This is a genomic window from Bacillus sp. JAS24-2, from assembly GCF_008274905.1.
Classification (GTDB): domain Bacteria; phylum Bacillota; class Bacilli; order Bacillales; family Bacillaceae_G; genus Bacillus_A; species Bacillus_A cereus.
The window spans coordinates 1,376,010-1,393,302 of sequence record NZ_CP031068.1; the positions used below are offsets into that span (position 1 = coordinate 1,376,010).

The window sequence follows — 17,293 nt, forward strand, 5'->3', positions numbered from 1 at the left end:
ACAAAAAAGTCGTCTTCCTAGAAAAATAAGGAAGACGACTTTTGATTAGAAAACAAAATGTAATAGGTAGTAAAACAGAGCAGCTAAAGAAGCTGAAATAGGAAGTGTAATAACCCATGTAATTAACATGCGTTTTGCAGTTCCCCATTTTACCCCTTTCACACGGTGAGAAGCACCAACCCCTAAAATAGAAGAAGAGATAACGTGCGTCGTACTAACCGGTAAGTGAATGAATGTTGCACCGAAAATAACAAGTGATGATGATAAATCGGCAGCTACACCATTTACAGGACGAATTTTCATAATTTGTCCACCGACAGTTTTAATAATTTTCCATCCGCCGACAGAAGTACCAAGCCCCATTGCGATAGCACAAGATAATTGTACCCAGAACGGGATATCGCTAGAAGTATGATAGTTATTAGCCATAAGAGCCATCGTAATGATTCCCATTGCTTTTTGTGCATCATTCGTACCGTGTGTGTAGGCTTGTAATGCTGCAGTGAAAATCTGGAATATACGGAAGTTCTTATTCGTTTTCGTTAAGTTAAAGTTTTTAAATACTACTTTAAAAATACTGTATACGGTATAACCAATAACGAAAGCGATAATCGGTGAAATGATTAAAGCTTCAATAATTTTAATAAATCCTTTAAGATTTAGCGAGCTAATCCCAGCGGCCGCAATTGCTGCACCTGCGATTGAGCCGATAATTGCATGCGAAGAACTACTTGGAATACCGTAGTACCAAGTAATTAAGTTCCAAGCTATCGCCGCAAGCAAAGCAGCTAAAATTACAAGAGAACCATTTTGTAAGGCGAATGGATCAACGATATCTTTTGTAATCGTTTTTGCTACACCTGTAAATGTCATTGCGCCCAAAAAGTTCATAATAGCCGCCATAATAATGGCATGTCTAGGCTTTAGAGCTTTCGTTGAAACAGCCGTTGCAATAGCGTTTGCTGTATCGTGAAATCCATTGATAAAGTCAAAAGCTAAAGCGCAAATGACTACTAAAACGGTCAGTATCAAGAGTGTATCCATGATCAAACTCCTTACGCGTTCTTCATAATAATTGTTTCTAATACGTTTGCAACGCTTTGACAGCTATCAGCTACTTCTTCAAGCTCTTCGTAAATCTCTTTAAATTGAATAATCTTAATCGGATCTTTTTCACGAGAGAATAAGTTCTTAATCGCATGACGGCGAATATCATCACACTGTGATTCATAATCCTTAATCTTAATCGCATTTGTACGAATGTCGACTAATTTTTTGTTAGACATTAATTCAACAGAGTTTGCAATCTCAATCGCACATTGATTAATTGCTTCTACGAATTTAATCATGTATTCATCTGCTTCTGTAATAGAATACATTTCGAACAGACCAGCACTGTGATCTAATCCGTCTAATACATCATCCATACTCATTGCAAGTTGTAGGATGTCCTCACGTTCAATCGGAGTGATAAACGCTTTGTTTAACTCCATAATGATTTCGTGAATAAATGAGTCACCTTTTGACTCATACTCTTTCATGCGCATAGAAAACTCTTTTAAATCGCTAGCATTTTTAATTTTATACTCCACGAAAAACTGCGCGCCTTCTTTTAAATTTTCGGAAACATTCATTAACATTTCAGAAAATTTATCTTTTTTTGATTTAAAGACCATTATTGTTACCCCCACAAAAGTAATATATGTAAAATATATTGGCTAATCAATTCTAACAAAAAACTGTCGTTTTTTAAAACATTTTATCGAAAAGTTTACAAAAACTTAACATAACTCTCGTTGTTCTATTAATAATATTAATATCCAATAGTGAATATCTTACTTGTAGAATGTCCTTTTCTTGCAAAAAGTATGAATGTAAAAGAAAAGCTTTACACTATAGGAATGACTACGTTATTATAATAAATTTAAAAGGCGGTATATTCTTCCTTTTAAAAAGAAGAGTGTAAATAAATGAAGGAAGTGAACGAATGAAATTGAAGAACACTCATTTTAAAAAAATGCTTGAGTGGTTCAATAAGAGGAAGAAACTTCGTAATTCATTAATTGTATTGGGAAGTCTATTCGTTACTCTATTTATTGCTGTAAATATAATAATTTCCATTCAAGACATATCTGAACTAAAACAAGCTGTTCCACAACCGACTTTAATTTATGATGCAAATAATGAGGTCGCAACTAAATTAGCTTCTTCGAAAACAGAAGGCGTTAAAAGAAAAGATATTCCTGATATTATGGTTCAGGCAATTGTTGCAGTAGAAGATAAGGAATTTTTTAACCATCATGGTATTTATTATAGTGGAATTATAAGTGCGGTTTTTAAAAATATTACAGCAGGAGAAGTTGTAGCTGGGGGAAGTACAATTACACAGCAGCTTGCGAAGAATGTATTTCTGACACAAGATCGTACATTTTCTCGTAAAATAAAGGAATACTTTTTAACAAAAAAAATAGAACGTACTTATACAAAAGATGAAATTATTGAAATGTATATGAATCAAATTTATTTTGGGGAAGGTGCTTGGGGTATAAAAAGGGCAGCAAAATCTTATTTTGATAAAGATGTAAAAGATTTAACAATTTCAGAAGCTGCAACGATTGCAGGCTTGATTAAAGCACCATCTGCATATTCACCTTATAAAAACTTTAACAAGTCAATTGAAAGACGTAATGTCGTATTAAGCTTAATGAAAGAGCAAGGGTATATTTCTGACGAACAGTATAATAAAGAAAAAGAGAGTGGTCTTGTATTAAAACGTGGTGTGGATGATAAATACAAGGGAAAATATTCTCAATATGTAGACTATATTGTTAGAGAAGCGATGGACAAATACGAATTGACACAAAATGAAATTTTAGCAGGTGGTTATCGTATTTATACTGAGCTTGATCCGAAAAAACAACAAGCTGTAGAAGATGTTGTGAATAATGATAGCTATTTCAAAGATAGTGGCTCAGATCAACTTATGCAAACAGGTGTAGTCCTTATAAATCCCAAAACAGGCGGTGTTCCAGCTTTAGTTGGGGGTAGAGGACCATATCAGTTTTTACAATTTAATCATGCTACGCAATTAAAAAGACAGCCAGGTTCAACATTAAAGCCTCTAGCTGTATATGTACCCGCTTTAGAACAAGGGTATGAAGTATACGATATATTAAAGGATGAACCATTTCATATTAAAGAATATGAACCGAAAAATAGTGATCAGGCTTTTCATGGTAATGTGACAATGTATGAAGCGGTAGCAAAGTCGTATAATGTTTCCGCTGTGTGGCTATTAGAACAAATAGGATTAGATAAAGGATTGAAATCTTTAGAGCGATTTGGTATTCCATTAGTACCAGAAGACCGTACGTATCCAATTGCTTTAGGTGGGATGCATGTAGGGACATCACCATTTGTAATGGCTCAAGCATATAGTACATTTGCTAATGATGGGGTTCAAGTAGAGGCTCATGCGATTAGAGAAGTTCAAAATGCTGAAGGGGAAATAATAGGGAAATGGTATAAGAAAGAGACACGAGTGACGAGTGAGAAAATTGCTCAAAAGATGACGTATTTATTAAAAGGTGTTGTAGAAAAGGGAACAGGTGGAAAAGCGAAAGTTACTAATGTTGATACAGCAGGAAAGACAGGGACTACTCAACTTGTAAATGGCCCGAGCGTAGGGGCAAAGGACTCGTGGTTTGTAGGATACACACCAGATTTAGTAGGTGCGATTTGGGTAGGATATGACAAAACAGATAGCGAGCATTATGTTCCAGGTGGTAGTCAAATTACAACGACGATGTTCCGGGATATCATGAAAAAAGCAAATGCAAACCCAGCCCAAAAAGCGTTCCAATTATCGTTAATATCTGAGGCGGACTATAAAAAACAATTGCAAACAATTGAAGAAGAAAAGCGAAGAAAAGAAGAAGAAAAGAAAAGGCAAGAAGAAGAACAACAAAGGAAAAAAGAACAGCAAGAGTGGTTTAATAAAGTGAAAGAGTGGATTCCATCATTATGGTAAAAAAAGAGGCGAATTTCGTTATTCGCCTCTTTTTCATGTGAAAAATAAAGTGTGCTCATAATTTGTGAGGTAAATGCTACTATTCATTAAGAGTAATGTTCGTACTGCCAAAGGAGTGGGAATCGTATGTGATGATTATTGTTCCTTTACTAATCGGTTCGTATGGTAATTCTTCTTCATAACTACCATTATTTTCATTATGGATAGACAGCGTGATTTCATCAATTCCTTTATTTGTATATTGATCTTTAATCGTTTCAGCAATTTGAAGTAGAGTTTCGTAACTAGGAGCTTCCGTAATAAGCATTCCTTTTATAACTTTTTTTTCATTATTTGTGGAATTGGAATAAAGGATGTTGTTTTGTTTCGTATACAAAATTTTGTATGGAACAGTTTTTCTATCTGCTTTTGAAATAGTGGAATATTTTAGAGTTAAAAAAAATCCTACACATAAAATAATGCATACCATAAGAGCAATCCAAATGCGTATCGGTGACATAACTCTCATTTTTCATCCCTCTTTCATATCTTTGACTTCATTATTTATCATACAAAATGAGGATTAAGATAGAGTAAATTTGAGGTAAAGAAACGTAAAGAAGGAGCACTTATCCTCCCAAACAAGTGCTCCTTTTTATTAAAAGAGAGATTTAATAGACAATCAAAATCACATCTATTACTTATAAATGTGCTTAGTCCTCTCAAAATATTTTCGGAAATTGTGGTTAGTAAATTCGGAAGACAGATAGTGTCGCAGTTGTATCGCCCGCAGGTCCTTGAGCGCCTTGAGGTCCTTGAGCGCCTTGAGGCCCTTGAGCACCAGTAGTCCCCGTAGTTCCTCCGCCTAGGCAACCAAATCCATATTGAACTAGAATAGCTTGACCAAGAGCTTGAAGAAGTCTAACAAATTCTGTAAGTTCTGACTTAGGGATGTTAATATGGTTACATGCTCTTACTTCGCAACAATTATTACCATAAAATACTTTTCCTTTATTTTTATTGTTCATCTTTTCATTCTTTTCTTTCATAGAATCATCAGTCATTACTATATATTAAAATGAAATTTATACTAAATTCGTGATGGACAAACTACCATTTCTAAAAAAAATAAGAAATTGGCCCACCTACGAAAGAAATAAGTAAGATATAGAGAAAGGTTTATATAATGTAAAGAAGAAAAGTGCAACATAAAAAACTACATGCTAATTGTTGGGAGTGTTTAACAATTGGCATGTAGTTCGTGGATTAGTCCTTTATTTACATTGATTTAATTTTTCAAGGGTTGTTTTAGGTAAGATTGGAATTGAAATAGTGAAAGTTGTACCATCTTCATTACTAGTCATTTTTAATGTGCCGTTATGATTTTGGATGATTTTTTTTGTTACTGACAAGCCTAGTCCTGTTCCCGAATCCTTCGTTGAGAAGAATGGATCAAAGATATATTCTTGAATAGCTGGAGGAATACCAATTCCATTATCTGTGAAAGTAATCCGAATGAAGTTATTAAGGCGATAACTAGTAATTTGAATAGAAAGAGGTTTGTCGCCTTGAGCATCGACGGCATTTTGAAATAGATTTAAAAACACTTGAACAAGTTCATGTCGATCAATATTGACTAAAATATCATCTAATTCATTAGAGAAGTTATAATCAATTGAAATATTATGCAAGGAAACTTCACTAGCTAGTAACTGTTGAATATAGTCACGTAAAAATGTATTGATGGGAAACGGTTCTCTTGTAAATTCCCGTGTTTTTGAAATGGCTAAAAATTTTGTAATAATATTATTTGCACGATCTAATTCAGGGATAAGCAAGTTTTTAAATAACTCTTTATTTGATGGAGAAATGCTTTCTTGTAAAAATTGTAAGTATCCTCGTACTGTTGTAAGAGGATTTCGTACTTCGTGTGCAATTCCAGCTGCGATTCGCCCTGCTAACGAAAACTTCTCTGCATCACGTTCTGTATTTAAATAATGAAAGACACTAATAACTCTAAAAATCTCCCCGTTATAATCGCGAATAATTCGGTTATTTATAATGCCATAGTTTTTGTCTAAAACTTCTTCATTATATATTTCTGTTCCCGTTTTTAATGTTTCAATTGCTTTAATTTTTTCTTCCGGCAAGTTTAGTAATTGTTGAATCGGTTTTCCGATAATATCATTTCGTATTATACCGAAATCATCTGCAGCAACTTGATTACATAAAGTAATATTCCCGTTACTATCGATAAAGGTTACATGATGTGAAAAGGCATCAAAAATATGTACAAAGTGTTTTTCAAGTTGTTCAAATAAAAATAATGAATCACAAGTAAGTTGAAAATGAGCCTCTTTATTCTCTTTTGGTATTTCTTGAATGGAATGAGTCGTTCTAGTTTTCTTTATTCGTAAACCAATATGTGGATTTTTGTATGTGAAATGATGTGGTAATTGATTCACAAGTTCTTCATAAAAACGTACTTTATTTTCTAGTTCTTCAATTCGTTTTTCATGAGATACAGTAGCATCGTTTGGAAGCATAAATAAATAACCCCTCATTTTAAAAATTCTTCCATATAGTATATCATATTTTTATAAGGATACTCTTAAAGAAAAGGCTACATGATGCAAAGTGTTTGGAAAGTGAATTGAAGATGAAGTTAAAAGGGAGGGGTATATGTGCTGTTTATTGGAGTGACAGGATGGGGAGATCATGATTCTTTATACATAAATCCCTATGAAAATAGAAATAAATTACGAACATATAGCGAGTATTTTCCTATTGTGGAAGTGGATAGTTCATTTTACGCGATGCAACCTGCACGAAATTATATAAAATGGGCAATGGAAACGCCGAAAGATTTTTCTTTTGTCGTAAAAGCGTATCAAGGAATGACAGGACATATGAAAGGTGAAATTCCTTTTTCTACGTTCGATGAGATGTTTGATGTGTATAAACAGTCTATTCTTCCTTTAATAGAAGCTGATAAATTAAAAACAATTTTATTTCAATATCCACCATGGTTTGATTGCAAAAAGAAAAATGTAGATTTTCTTCGATATACGAAAGAAAAAATGGAAGGTTTACCATGTGCAATAGAATTTCGAAATCAAACATGGTTTTATCCAGAAATGAGAGATAAGACGTTACAGTTTCTAGAACAGGAGAAATGGATTCATACAATTTGTGATGAACCACAGGCTGGGATAGGTTCTGTGCCACTCGTGTTAGAGGTTACGAATTCAGACATGGCATTAATACGTTTTCACGGTCGAAATGTTCATGGTTGGCTTGATAAAGGGGAAAATTGGAGAGCGGTTCGCTGTTTATATCGCTACAACAATAAAGAACTGGAAGAATGGGTTGAACGACTAGAGCAATTAAAAAAGAAAACAAAGGATATATACGTACTGTTTAACAACAATTCAGGTGGGGATGCAGCAGATAATGCGAAACAGCTTATGAAAATGATGAACATTACATATGGTGAGCCGAAGCCGGAGCAATTAAATTTTTTTGAATGATAATAAACAAGAAAGGCACTGTACAAACAGGGAGAATGTACAGTGCCTTTCTATATGAAAAAGAGGGGTAACAATGTTACTGAGCGTTTGGTTGATTCATCAATTGTTGGCTTCATAATAAATGATAATGGTTATCATTATCATTGTCAATGGTTTTTCTAAAAATATATAAAAAACTTTATATATTTTAAATAGAGATAAAAAAAGAACAGCGATTAATGCTGTTCTTTTCCATTGACGAATTGTTGTAAATCAAAAGGAGTTATCGCTTGGATAAATTCTTTTGAGATAAGTGTTTGAACGAGAGTGCTCTCAGAGATAGAAGCACCTGTCTTCTTTTCATAAGCTTGTTTTAATAAATCAAGTTTTTCAGCCGTTTCTTTTGGTAATTCAATTGTAAGTGTGTTCATAATTTCTCCCCCTTATTATTAGAGTACCACTACAGTATAGGAGAGACAAGAAAAGAGAATATGAAATATAAAAAAGGTTACCAAATTTTAAAATGGTAACCTTTTTTATGTATAAGAGTTATTAAGCAATACCGATATACTTTAAAGTTTTTGATGGAGTACTGTGATCAAAGAAGTGTTGTAAAAACGCAATATCAACACCTGATTTGTATGCACAATAACCCCAAGTTTTTCGAAGTGTATGTGAGCTAATCCCTTCTAATCCAACTTCTTTTGCAGCTTTGTTTAAAATGTACCATGCATGTTGTCTCGTAATAGATTTTGTTCCTTTTTGAGATTTTAACAATGGTTCATTACGTTTCCAAGTTTTACGTTCTTTCATGTAGTCTTCGATTGCGTGCTGTAAGTCTTCATTTACAGCAAACCATTTATGTTTCTTCACTTTTTCATTGTAAAATAAAATGGAATGGCGAACATTTTCATTTTCATCGATTACATCACTAACTTTTAATTGTAAGATTTCACTTACTTTCAAGCCAGAATTTACAGCTAATACGAATAATAAGCCATCACGTTTCGAAGATTGTAAAAGTATATTTTTGATAGTTTCTAATTGTTTTTCATTTTGAATAGGTTGTCCTGCTTGTTTCATTTCACGCACTCTCCTCTTTTATATGTGTAAAGGAAAGGATTAACTTGTTTCTTACTATAAAGGGAGAGTGTGAATTTCATGTGAACTCCTAGTGAAATTAAGACAAATTATTTGACTTCTTTTACTTTTTGTAAATTGAAATAGAATACAACACTGTTAGTCGTATTATACACACCATACTCGGCATGATGTAGGTCTAAAATGTTTTTTACAATAGATAATCCGAGACCGGTACCTCCAGTGTGACGGCTACGTGATGCATCTAGACGATAGAAGCGATCCCAAATTTTTTCAAGACTTTCTTCAGGGATAGGGTTTCCTGTATTTTCGATTTCGACTTTTACGGTATCTTCTGCTTCTATAATGGAGACTTGTATTTTTTCTCCCTCTGGTGTATACCGAATTGCATTACTTAGTAAGTTCACAACTACTTGCTCAATGCGACTGCGATTTGCTGTAACAAGTATAGAAGGGTCTGCATCGACGTTCACTTGTAAATGTTTTTCTTCCATGCTAAATAATAATTTTGTGTAGACTTGTTGCGTTAATTCACCGATTGAGAACGTCGTCATATCTAGTTTGTAAGTACCAGATTCCAACTTTGCTAATTCTAACATTTCAACAATCAGCCTGTTCATATTTTCTGTTTCTTCTAAAATAACATCAGTATAATACGAAGTATCCTTACTAACACCATCTTTAATTCCTTCTGCAAAACTTCTAATTACACTTAGCGGTGTTTTTAATTCGTGTGATACGCCAGAAATGAATTCTTTTCTTGTTTTTTCTAATTGACGTTCACGTTCAATATCTTGTTGTAACTTTGTATTAGCAACATTTAATCGATCGATTCGATCTTTTAAATTTACAGATAATGTATTGATACTGCCAGAAAGTCCGCCAATTTCATCGTCAGCTGTAACTGGTAATTTCTCACTAAAATCAAAATTAGCCATTTTTTTCGTAACACGATTCATTTTAATTAATGGCTTTACAATGATTTTTGAGTAGTAGAAGGATAACAAAATAATAACGAGAAACACGATGATTAAGGCATAGACATAATAATCTTTTAAAACGAGCATCGCTTCATTAACAGGCTGCAAAGATGCTATCGCAAAAGCGTATTCTGTAATCCTTCCATTTTCTATAATCGGTTTTACAAAGATACTATTTTTTATATTTTCTCCGCCATCTAATATGAAAGTACTTAATTGGTTCGAGTTAGAAGTGCCCTCTCTAATCATATCAGCAAAATATTGAACGGCTTGTAATGTTTCAATATCATTTGCAAGGCGAACCTCAGCTTTGGATGGGAGCTGTAACTTAGTTATAACACCTGTAAAGACGATTCGAGTTGTAGATTTGTATCGGCTCGCAAGTCTATTCTTAGAAGGATTTCCATTAATTGATTGAAAATCCGAATAGAAATGTTCGTTTTGCCATTGATTATAATTCGTTCCTAATTTTTGTGGTGTGATTATATTATTCTCTTGCACGACTCCATCAACATTGATTATTACATCTTTTTTTAAACCTAAATTTTCGAATTTATTATATTCTTCTGGTGTTAAAAGATTATTGAGTGGAATGGAATACTGTTTATTATTGTTGGGATTAAATACATCGATATAGTAATTGTTATCACTTTTAATAATACCGTTAGAATCTAAAAACTGCATATCGGCATTTGTTTTATCATGAAATTCTTGTTTTAGTTTTCTAACCTTCTCATAACTTTTATCACTTTTATCATAATTATCTACGAATTTTTCAAAAGCAGTTTGGACTGTTTTTACTTTCTTATTAATATAAAATTTCTCTAAAAATAGAGATTGTCCTAGGAAAAAAAGTAGGAATATGATTGTAAATAAAGTGGATGTTAATAAAAATAGTTTAAAGACGATACTTCTGTTTTTCACTGCGTCACCTCTTATGAGAAATACTGTAAATGATTTCTTTATCCCGCTTTAACGGGCAATAAGACTCCCACTTCAAAATTCGGCGAATACAAGGGAGTTAAGTGGGAGATCAATTGCCCGTAAAATCCGATTGGTTCAACTAATAATCAGTGGGGGATGGAAAAACCCCCCACTGATTAAAGTTTCACTTTATTATAACAAACGTTACAAGAAAGTAGAGGGGAGAAATCTGTCTCTTTATAAAGTAGTTATTTATAAAAAGTCACATAAAAAGAACTCGCCAGACGTATGACAAGTTCTTTAGTGTACTATTGTTGAATTGCTGCATCTAAAGCGATTTCAATCATTTCGTTAAATGTAGTTTGACGCTCTTCAGATGTTGTTTCTTCGCCAGTGAAGATGTGATCGCTAACTGTTAATACTGATAATGCATTTACACCGTATTTCGCTGCTAATGTGTAAAGAGCAGTTGTTTCCATTTCTACTGCTAATACACCGTAATCTCCAAGTTTTTTAACCATGTCCATGCTTTCACGATAAAACACATCTGCTGTTAAAACGTTACCGACACGAACGTGTAATCCTTTTTCAGTTCCAGCATCATAAGCTTTCTTTAAAAGGTCAAAGTTTGCAGCTGGTGAAAAATCAAATCCTGGGAATGTTAAACGGTTCATATTAGAATCAGTACAAGCCGTCATTGCGATAATAACATCACGAACTTTTACATCTTTTTGAATTGCACCGCAAGTTCCAACGCGAATTAAATTTTTAACTCCGTAGCTTTGGATTAATTCGTTTACATAAATAGAAATAGAAGGAACACCCATACCTGTACCTTGAACAGATACACGTTTTCCTTTATAAGTTCCAGTGAAACCTAACATACCACGCACATTATTATAGCAAGTAACGTCCTCTAGAAATGTTTCAGCGATATATTTTGCACGTAATGGATCACCAGGTAATAGAATAGATTCAGCGATTTCACCTTGTTTTGCTTCGATATGTACACTCATAAAAAAGTCCTCCTTATAATGTATTGATAGAAATCAATATCATTTGCATTATACACTACGAATCCTTTCAATTAAAATCTTTTTATTATTTGTAATATGTGCAAAATAGGAGGATTTCATAAATCATAATCTAGAATATATATCTTAAGAAGTTTTGTATGAATAGAGACAATAAAAATGGTAGGTGATGTTTTGAAAAATCTTGTCATCGGGCTTATTGCGTTAGTACTTATTGTGGCAGGAGGATTTTACATAAAAAAATATCAAGAAAACGAAGAGACTGTAGGAGATGTTCAGGAAGTAAAGTGGGATGTTTCGAATGGAAAGGGAAATGAGAAAGTAGATATTGTATTTCAGTTGTTAAACAACAAGAATAATGAAATTCGTGGTGTAAATGATCAAATGCGGGCAGTGATTGTAGATGGACAGTTAAAAAACATACAACAAATTAAACCCACATTTGCAGGGAACGGGTCATATAAGTTATCTTCCAAAATAGCGAAAGACGAAGAATATACAATATTTTTATACGAAGACAAAAATAAGTCCGTAGAGTCATTCGCTAGGAAGAATTTTGGTAGAACGAAAGAGGAGAACAATAAGAAAAAAGTGAAATTTCCAATCGACAGTGTACTTACAAAAAAAATAGGAGAGTATGAAGTTTCTCTTTTATTTGGTGCATTACATCCGAATGAACCAGTTACGTTAACATTTCAGTTTCAAGCGAAAAAGGGTGAAAAATTGAAATTACATTCAGAGAGAGGAGAAGTAGAGTCACTCTATATAGTGGATGAAACGAAGGAGAATTTTTTATACGCTATGCCTGTAGATACGGATGAACAATTACAATACCGAATTACATTTCCTGCCGAGGGCACGTATAAAATGTGGGGGAATTTCTATATAAATGGTAAGAAGTATGAAAAAGAATTTATTGTACAAGTTCAAAAAAGAAAAAACAGCTAAGAATTTAGCTGTTTTTTCTTTTTCCTATTAATTTTGTTACAGAGAGCATTGTAATTGGTAAAGAATGATTCTTCCTAAATGCTAAATATTTACCGCTCCATGCTGGTTTATATTTTTCTTTAAAATGTCGTAATCCGCTGAAACTATACGTATAACGAACGTTATTAAAGATTGCAGCAGCCACTCGTTCAGACCAGAAAGACTGTGTGGATAAACCAACATTTGAAAGTGGTGCCATACCGATATTAAAGGAGTGGTATTCATTTTCTTTTGCCCACTGGAATAAGTGGATGAAAATTGCGTCCATAATGCCGCTAGGCGCATCTGGATAATATCGCATTAAATCGACAGATAATGATCCGTTTTGATATACAGGCATGAATGTTGTGAATGCAATAATTTTTCCATCCGCATCAGATAATGTTGCGATAGGAGCGCGACTAATATATTCACGATCGAAGTATCCGAGTGAAAAACCTTTCTCTTTTTTTCCACCAAGCCATGCATCTGAAACTTTTCTTAACTCTTCATATAATTCGTCGGAGAAAGGTGGCTCATGAATAGAGAATGTATAGCCTTCTCTTTCAAAACGGTTGAAAGTAGCTCGCATGCCAGCGCGTTTCTTTCCTGTTATTGTAAAGGTATTTAAATCAACAACAGCTTCTTCACCAAGCTTAAAGAAGTTATAACCAAAATCGTGGTATAAACTCATCCATTTACTTTCAATTTGATAGAATACACAAATGTATCCAAATCGATCAGCCTCAGCTAAAAACTCTTGCAATACAGTACGATAGGAGGAAGGGTCCCCAATTGGATCACCTAGTACAATAAGTCGTTTTCCAGTTATTGAGAAGAGAATGAGTGCTTTTCCATCACTACTGAAAAAGAACTGTTTATCTCCTAAAAAACCTAAATGACTAAGTACATTTCCACCATGTTCATCTAAGAAGTTGTGTAATCGTTTATCATTAGCTGGTTGCCCGGGAAATTCATTTCGATAACGATTTGCAATGAGTGAACCAATTAGTAAAAAAGTAGGAACAAAAAAGGCAGCTGCTAATGCACTTCGTTTCACTTGTGTAATATTACGAACGACAAAATCAGGTTTGAAAGCTTCTTTTGCACCTGCAAATAAAATACCTAAGTTTTTATATAAATATAACGTTACAAGTAGGAATATAAAAACTTTTACGATATCGGAAAGTGAGACTTCCATTTTCTCACGTACAAACCTTTTACGAAGCATATACAATACAGCGAGTACGATTAATAAAATAAAAGTTTCTTCAACATCAATTCCTTTTAGTGTGTTAAAAATAGCCGCTCCAATTAAAGAAACAATCGTCATATAATAAGAACGTTTTGTTCCGTAATATATCCCCCGCGAAAGAATGAGGAGGAGAATACCGAATGTTAGCGATAAGCTAAAAGAAAATTGAATAAGATGTTTTGGAGCTAGAATATGTAAGGCGTGTGCCCGATTTATACTTGTCGGTAGAATGGTTGATAAAATAACCATTAAGCCAGCAAATACTGTTAAAGCAGCAGATGCCCAAGAACCTAACTTTCCTAGAAAGTCACGCTGCAAAGTCCATATAACACCAGTTGTCTCTAATGCAGGCGCAATAAAAGGTTTATCTTCAAACTTTTTAATGGCTACTCCTGTCATTTCAAAAGCTGCAAAAATGAGACCAAGGCAGAAGGGCAAGATGTAATAGACGAGACGATATAATAACATAGCAGGGAGTAAAACACCTGTATCGATGCCGTATTGCCCAAGCCCAGTTAAGAAGACAAGATCAAATGATCCAAGGCCACCAGGAACAAGACTAACGACACCAGCTAAAGCAGCAATAACATATACGCCTAAAAACTTTTGGAATTCGATTTCAATGCCAAATAATAGTAATATGACGTACATAACAATACCAGCAGATACCCATTCGACTAATGAAACTAATGAGTATAAAACAGTTGGGTTTTTCTCCTCTTCTTCTTGTTCCTCTGTTTGCGTCGCTTTTCTATTTTTTAATTTAGAAAATCCGATATATATAGGGACGAAAAGAGCGAAGAAGATAAGAACAGGCCATAGCCATGGTTTTTCATGCAAAATAAATCTCGTGTCTAATATTCCGATGAGACCAAGAAATGAAAGAATGGCTAATCCATTAATAAAGGCAGTTGTCATCCAAGCGATACTTTTAATAAGTTTTCCATTTTCTTTTATATATGGACGATAAAGCATTGTGCGTACGCCGGCTCCAACAAGACCACCAAACCCGATAAATCCATTTAAAGTATTAGCAATCCACGAGATACGGAAAATCTTTTGGACAGGGATATCAGCTTTTAAGTAACGAAGCATAACATAGTCATAAAAGAACATTGTTGATACAGCGAATGCACCAAGTGTAATTGCTAAAAAGACTCCTCCAGTTGGAATGTTTTTAATTGTATCAATCGCTTCTAAAAAAGAAATGCCCGCTAATTCTTTTTTTGCTTGAAAGAATACAATTGTTAATACAACAAATGGGAAGACAATTTTCCCGATTTGTAAGAAACGTTTCCATGAAAACGACATAAATACAACTCTCCTTGTATAAGAAAACTGAGACAATAATATTATTATGACAAACTTCAAGAAAAATAAAAAGGTAAATTCCTGTATAGGCGAGCTATTTTTTATATAGGTATATTTAAAAGAATATTTTGTTTATCAGAAAATTAAGTTAGAATAAGATGAAAGAGGGGGAGGGGAGTATATGATTATAAAAGGTTACGTAGGATATGAGTTAGAAAAAGCGAAACCTAATACATCAGAAGATTTTTTTAACAGATCTGAAGTGACATATATATTAAATGGTAAAGAGAAAACTTTTTCGGTTTTATACGTTCGATATTTTGAAGAAGTTTTACAAGAAATTACTCCTTTTGAAGGAAATCCAGTGTATAAAGTAGAAGAACAAAACATATATTTGCGTGATATTGTAGCGATATGTTGTTTAGTGAAAGATAAGGAGCTTCGTGCGCAAAAACGTTTGTATTTAAATAATATGGAAGAATTTCAACAATATTTTGATGAGGGAACGGTGTCGAAAGTACAAGAAATATTGGCTGAATTACATAAAAATAAAAGAGTAGAAATAGCGTGAAATGGCAAAGGAGAGAGAAAAATGTCTAATTTGATGGTTGAAAATCAAACAGAACAAGTTTCTATATTTTTAGAAGATGCTATTAATTTGATAACCAATTATGTAAATTATCATACGTTACCTTCTTTATTAGAGGAAACACCAGCAGGGAATGAGCAATATTATAAAGGGGTATTAGCATCAATGAGACGACTTCTCGTTTTTTGCGAAGAAGGACAGGATGCATGTTTTGTTTTGTTGAATAGCCAGCCATTTCGAAAAACAGCAGCTGAAAAAATTTTATATAAGATTTACCATCAAGTAATTGCAGAGTTTTTTTCACCGAAGAGTGATCATTGGTATGAAAATAGTCGGTCTGCATATACAGGGAAAAATTCTATCGTTTTTCAACAAACACCACCTGCATCTTTGGAGCAAGTGATGAAGAGTTTAGAAGGTAAATTTCAATTGATGCGTGAAGAACTAGAATATTATGAGACGGATTATCAGACAAAGATGTTGCACAAATATTGATTGAGGAAAAGAAGCTAAGGTTACTTAGCTTCTTTTCCTTTTGTACAGTTATATAAGGGATTTTCATTGAATATAGTTAAGTGGATAGCATTAGGGAGGTGCAACATGAATCAGCAAGGTGTATTTACAGATTACTTTCATGAAGTAGAAAATTGGTGTGAAAGTGTTCTTCACGTATTAGATAGCCGCGCAATGGAAGTGTATGATGTCCATATGCTTGCCTATAAAATTCAGACGTTATTAGAGCGTATGAAAGAGCATGAGTATGAAACAGATGCAGAGTTTATGTATGAAATAAGCGATGATGTAGAACATATTCAGCATCACTTGCAGGAAGTATTTATGCAAGAAGAAGAGGAATATGAATTATATGAAAGAGGGGATAGTGAACGAGCTGTCCCGATTGGAGGACATACACTCCCGCCATTACCTTATCCGTATAATGCATTAGAACCGTATATTTCTAAAGAAATTATGATGTTACATCATGATAAACATCATCGGAGTTACGTGGAAGGGTTAAATAAAGCAGAGAAGATGATGGAAGAAGCGAGAAAAACAAATAAATTTGATTTAATTAAGCATTGGGAAAGGGAAGCGGCTTTTCATGGGTCAGGTCATTACTTACACACGATATTTTGGAATAACATGAAAAAAGACGGTGGTGGAAGTCCAAGAGGAGCTTTTTCACAACAAATTGAACAAGATTTTGGGAGCTTTTTACGTTTCCAAAAACATTTTACAGAAGCGGCCTCTAAAGTAGAAGGTTCAGGCTGGGCAATTCTCGTTTGGGTACCCCGGTCTGGAAGGTTAGAAATTTTGCAAAGTACACTTCATCAATTATTTACACAATGGGATACGATACCGCTCCTTGTACTAGATGTCTGGGAACATGCGTATTATTTACAATACCAAAATCGAAAAGATGAATATATTAAAAACTGGTGGAATGTTGTAAACTGGCCTGATGTAGAAAAAAGGTTTGAAACTGCGAAACAAATTGAATGGACACCATATTAGACGCAAATTCTCTGCGTCTTTTTTAATGGAAGTAGAAGGAAGATTTCGTTCATATTTTAAAAGGCCAAGCATACACTTGTACAAAAAGTGCCAAAAGGAC

General features: G+C 33.8%; 16 protein-coding genes. 6 read left to right on the forward strand and 10 right to left on the reverse strand.

What is annotated here, in order from left to right:
• Positions 1-45: 45 nt before the first annotated feature.
• Entirely contained in the window at positions 46-1,044 is a 999-nt protein-coding gene (locus DN407_RS07165) for an inorganic phosphate transporter (RefSeq protein WP_000380273.1), read from the reverse strand.
• 11 nt (positions 1,045-1,055) lie between these two features.
• Entirely contained in the window at positions 1,056-1,676 is a 621-nt protein-coding gene (locus DN407_RS07170) for a DUF47 domain-containing protein (protein WP_000231449.1), read from the reverse strand.
• Positions 1,677-1,987: 311 nt separating this feature from the next.
• Here DN407_RS07170 and DN407_RS07175 point away from each other — a divergent pair, with 311 nt between their 5' ends.
• The gene (locus DN407_RS07175; RefSeq protein ID WP_000769230.1) at positions 1,988-4,030 is read left to right on the forward strand and encodes a transglycosylase domain-containing protein; all 2,043 of its coding nucleotides are present in this window, start codon (positions 1,988-1,990) and stop codon (positions 4,028-4,030) included.
• A gap of 79 nt (positions 4,031-4,109) precedes the next feature.
• On the opposite strand, the gene DN407_RS07180 is transcribed toward DN407_RS07175, so the two are convergent.
• The 3 genes from DN407_RS07180 to DN407_RS07190 form a co-directional block, all read right to left on the reverse strand.
• Positions 4,110-4,538 carry a hypothetical protein gene (locus DN407_RS07180; protein ID WP_001265588.1) on the reverse strand — a complete coding sequence of 143 codons (429 nt, stop codon included), beginning with the start codon at positions 4,536-4,538 and terminating at the stop codon, positions 4,110-4,112.
• A 217-nt stretch (positions 4,539-4,755) separates the two neighbouring features.
• Complete coding sequence (locus tag DN407_RS07185; RefSeq protein ID WP_114159488.1) at positions 4,756-5,058, reverse strand: hypothetical protein; 303 nt, start codon at positions 5,056-5,058, stop codon at positions 4,756-4,758.
• Positions 5,059-5,283: 225 nt separating this feature from the next.
• Positions 5,284-6,555 carry an ATP-binding protein gene (locus DN407_RS07190; RefSeq protein WP_000937242.1) on the reverse strand — a complete coding sequence of 424 codons (1,272 nt, stop codon included), beginning with the start codon at positions 6,553-6,555 and terminating at the stop codon, positions 5,284-5,286.
• 138 nt (positions 6,556-6,693) lie between these two features.
• On the opposite strand from DN407_RS07190, the gene DN407_RS07195 reads away from it, so the two are divergent.
• Positions 6,694-7,539, forward strand: coding sequence for a DUF72 domain-containing protein (locus tag DN407_RS07195; protein WP_000897354.1), 846 nt, complete (start codon positions 6,694-6,696; stop codon positions 7,537-7,539).
• 215 nt (positions 7,540-7,754) lie between these two features.
• On the opposite strand, the gene DN407_RS07200 is transcribed toward DN407_RS07195, so the two are convergent.
• The 4 genes from DN407_RS07200 to deoD all read right to left on the reverse strand — a co-directional run bounded on the left by DN407_RS07200 (position 7,755) and on the right by deoD (position 11,539).
• Positions 7,755-7,949 carry a DUF3924 domain-containing protein gene (locus DN407_RS07200; protein ID WP_001094860.1) on the reverse strand — a complete coding sequence of 65 codons (195 nt, stop codon included), beginning with the start codon at positions 7,947-7,949 and terminating at the stop codon, positions 7,755-7,757.
• 121 nt (positions 7,950-8,070) lie between these two features.
• Positions 8,071-8,601 (reverse strand): tyrosine-type recombinase/integrase, encoded by a 531-nt coding sequence (locus DN407_RS07205; RefSeq protein ID WP_000806236.1) that lies wholly within the window; start codon positions 8,599-8,601, stop codon positions 8,071-8,073.
• 107 nt (positions 8,602-8,708) lie between these two features.
• Positions 8,709-10,523, reverse strand: coding sequence for a sensor histidine kinase (locus DN407_RS07210; RefSeq protein WP_000797508.1), 1,815 nt, complete (start codon positions 10,521-10,523; stop codon positions 8,709-8,711).
• A 308-nt stretch (positions 10,524-10,831) separates the two neighbouring features.
• On the reverse strand, positions 10,832-11,539 hold the full coding sequence (deoD, locus tag DN407_RS07220; RefSeq protein ID WP_000110710.1) for a purine-nucleoside phosphorylase: 708 nt from the start codon (positions 11,537-11,539) through the stop codon (positions 10,832-10,834).
• A gap of 177 nt (positions 11,540-11,716) precedes the next feature.
• Here deoD and DN407_RS07225 point away from each other — a divergent pair, with 177 nt between their 5' ends.
• Positions 11,717-12,505, forward strand: a complete 789-nt coding sequence (locus tag DN407_RS07225) for a hypothetical protein (protein WP_000232610.1) — start codon at positions 11,717-11,719, stop codon at positions 12,503-12,505.
• Positions 12,506-12,509: 4 nt separating this feature from the next.
• Here the strand turns inward: DN407_RS07225 and mprF are convergent, their stop codons facing one another.
• On the reverse strand, positions 12,510-15,089 hold the full coding sequence (mprF, locus tag DN407_RS07230; RefSeq protein WP_000010891.1) for a bifunctional lysylphosphatidylglycerol flippase/synthetase MprF: 2,580 nt from the start codon (positions 15,087-15,089) through the stop codon (positions 12,510-12,512).
• Between the two features lie 181 nt (positions 15,090-15,270).
• Here mprF and DN407_RS07235 point away from each other — a divergent pair, with 181 nt between their 5' ends.
• The 3 genes from DN407_RS07235 to DN407_RS07245 all read left to right on the forward strand — a co-directional run bounded on the left by DN407_RS07235 (position 15,271) and on the right by DN407_RS07245 (position 17,193).
• Complete coding sequence (locus DN407_RS07235) at positions 15,271-15,660, forward strand: hypothetical protein (RefSeq protein ID WP_000584363.1); 390 nt, start codon at positions 15,271-15,273, stop codon at positions 15,658-15,660.
• 21 nt (positions 15,661-15,681) lie between these two features.
• On the forward strand, positions 15,682-16,173 hold the full coding sequence (locus DN407_RS07240; RefSeq protein WP_000067556.1) for a YpuI family protein: 492 nt from the start codon (positions 15,682-15,684) through the stop codon (positions 16,171-16,173).
• 105 nt (positions 16,174-16,278) lie between these two features.
• Positions 16,279-17,193 (forward strand): superoxide dismutase, encoded by a 915-nt coding sequence (locus DN407_RS07245; RefSeq protein WP_001075739.1) that lies wholly within the window; start codon positions 16,279-16,281, stop codon positions 17,191-17,193.
• Positions 17,194-17,293 lie beyond the last annotated feature (100 nt).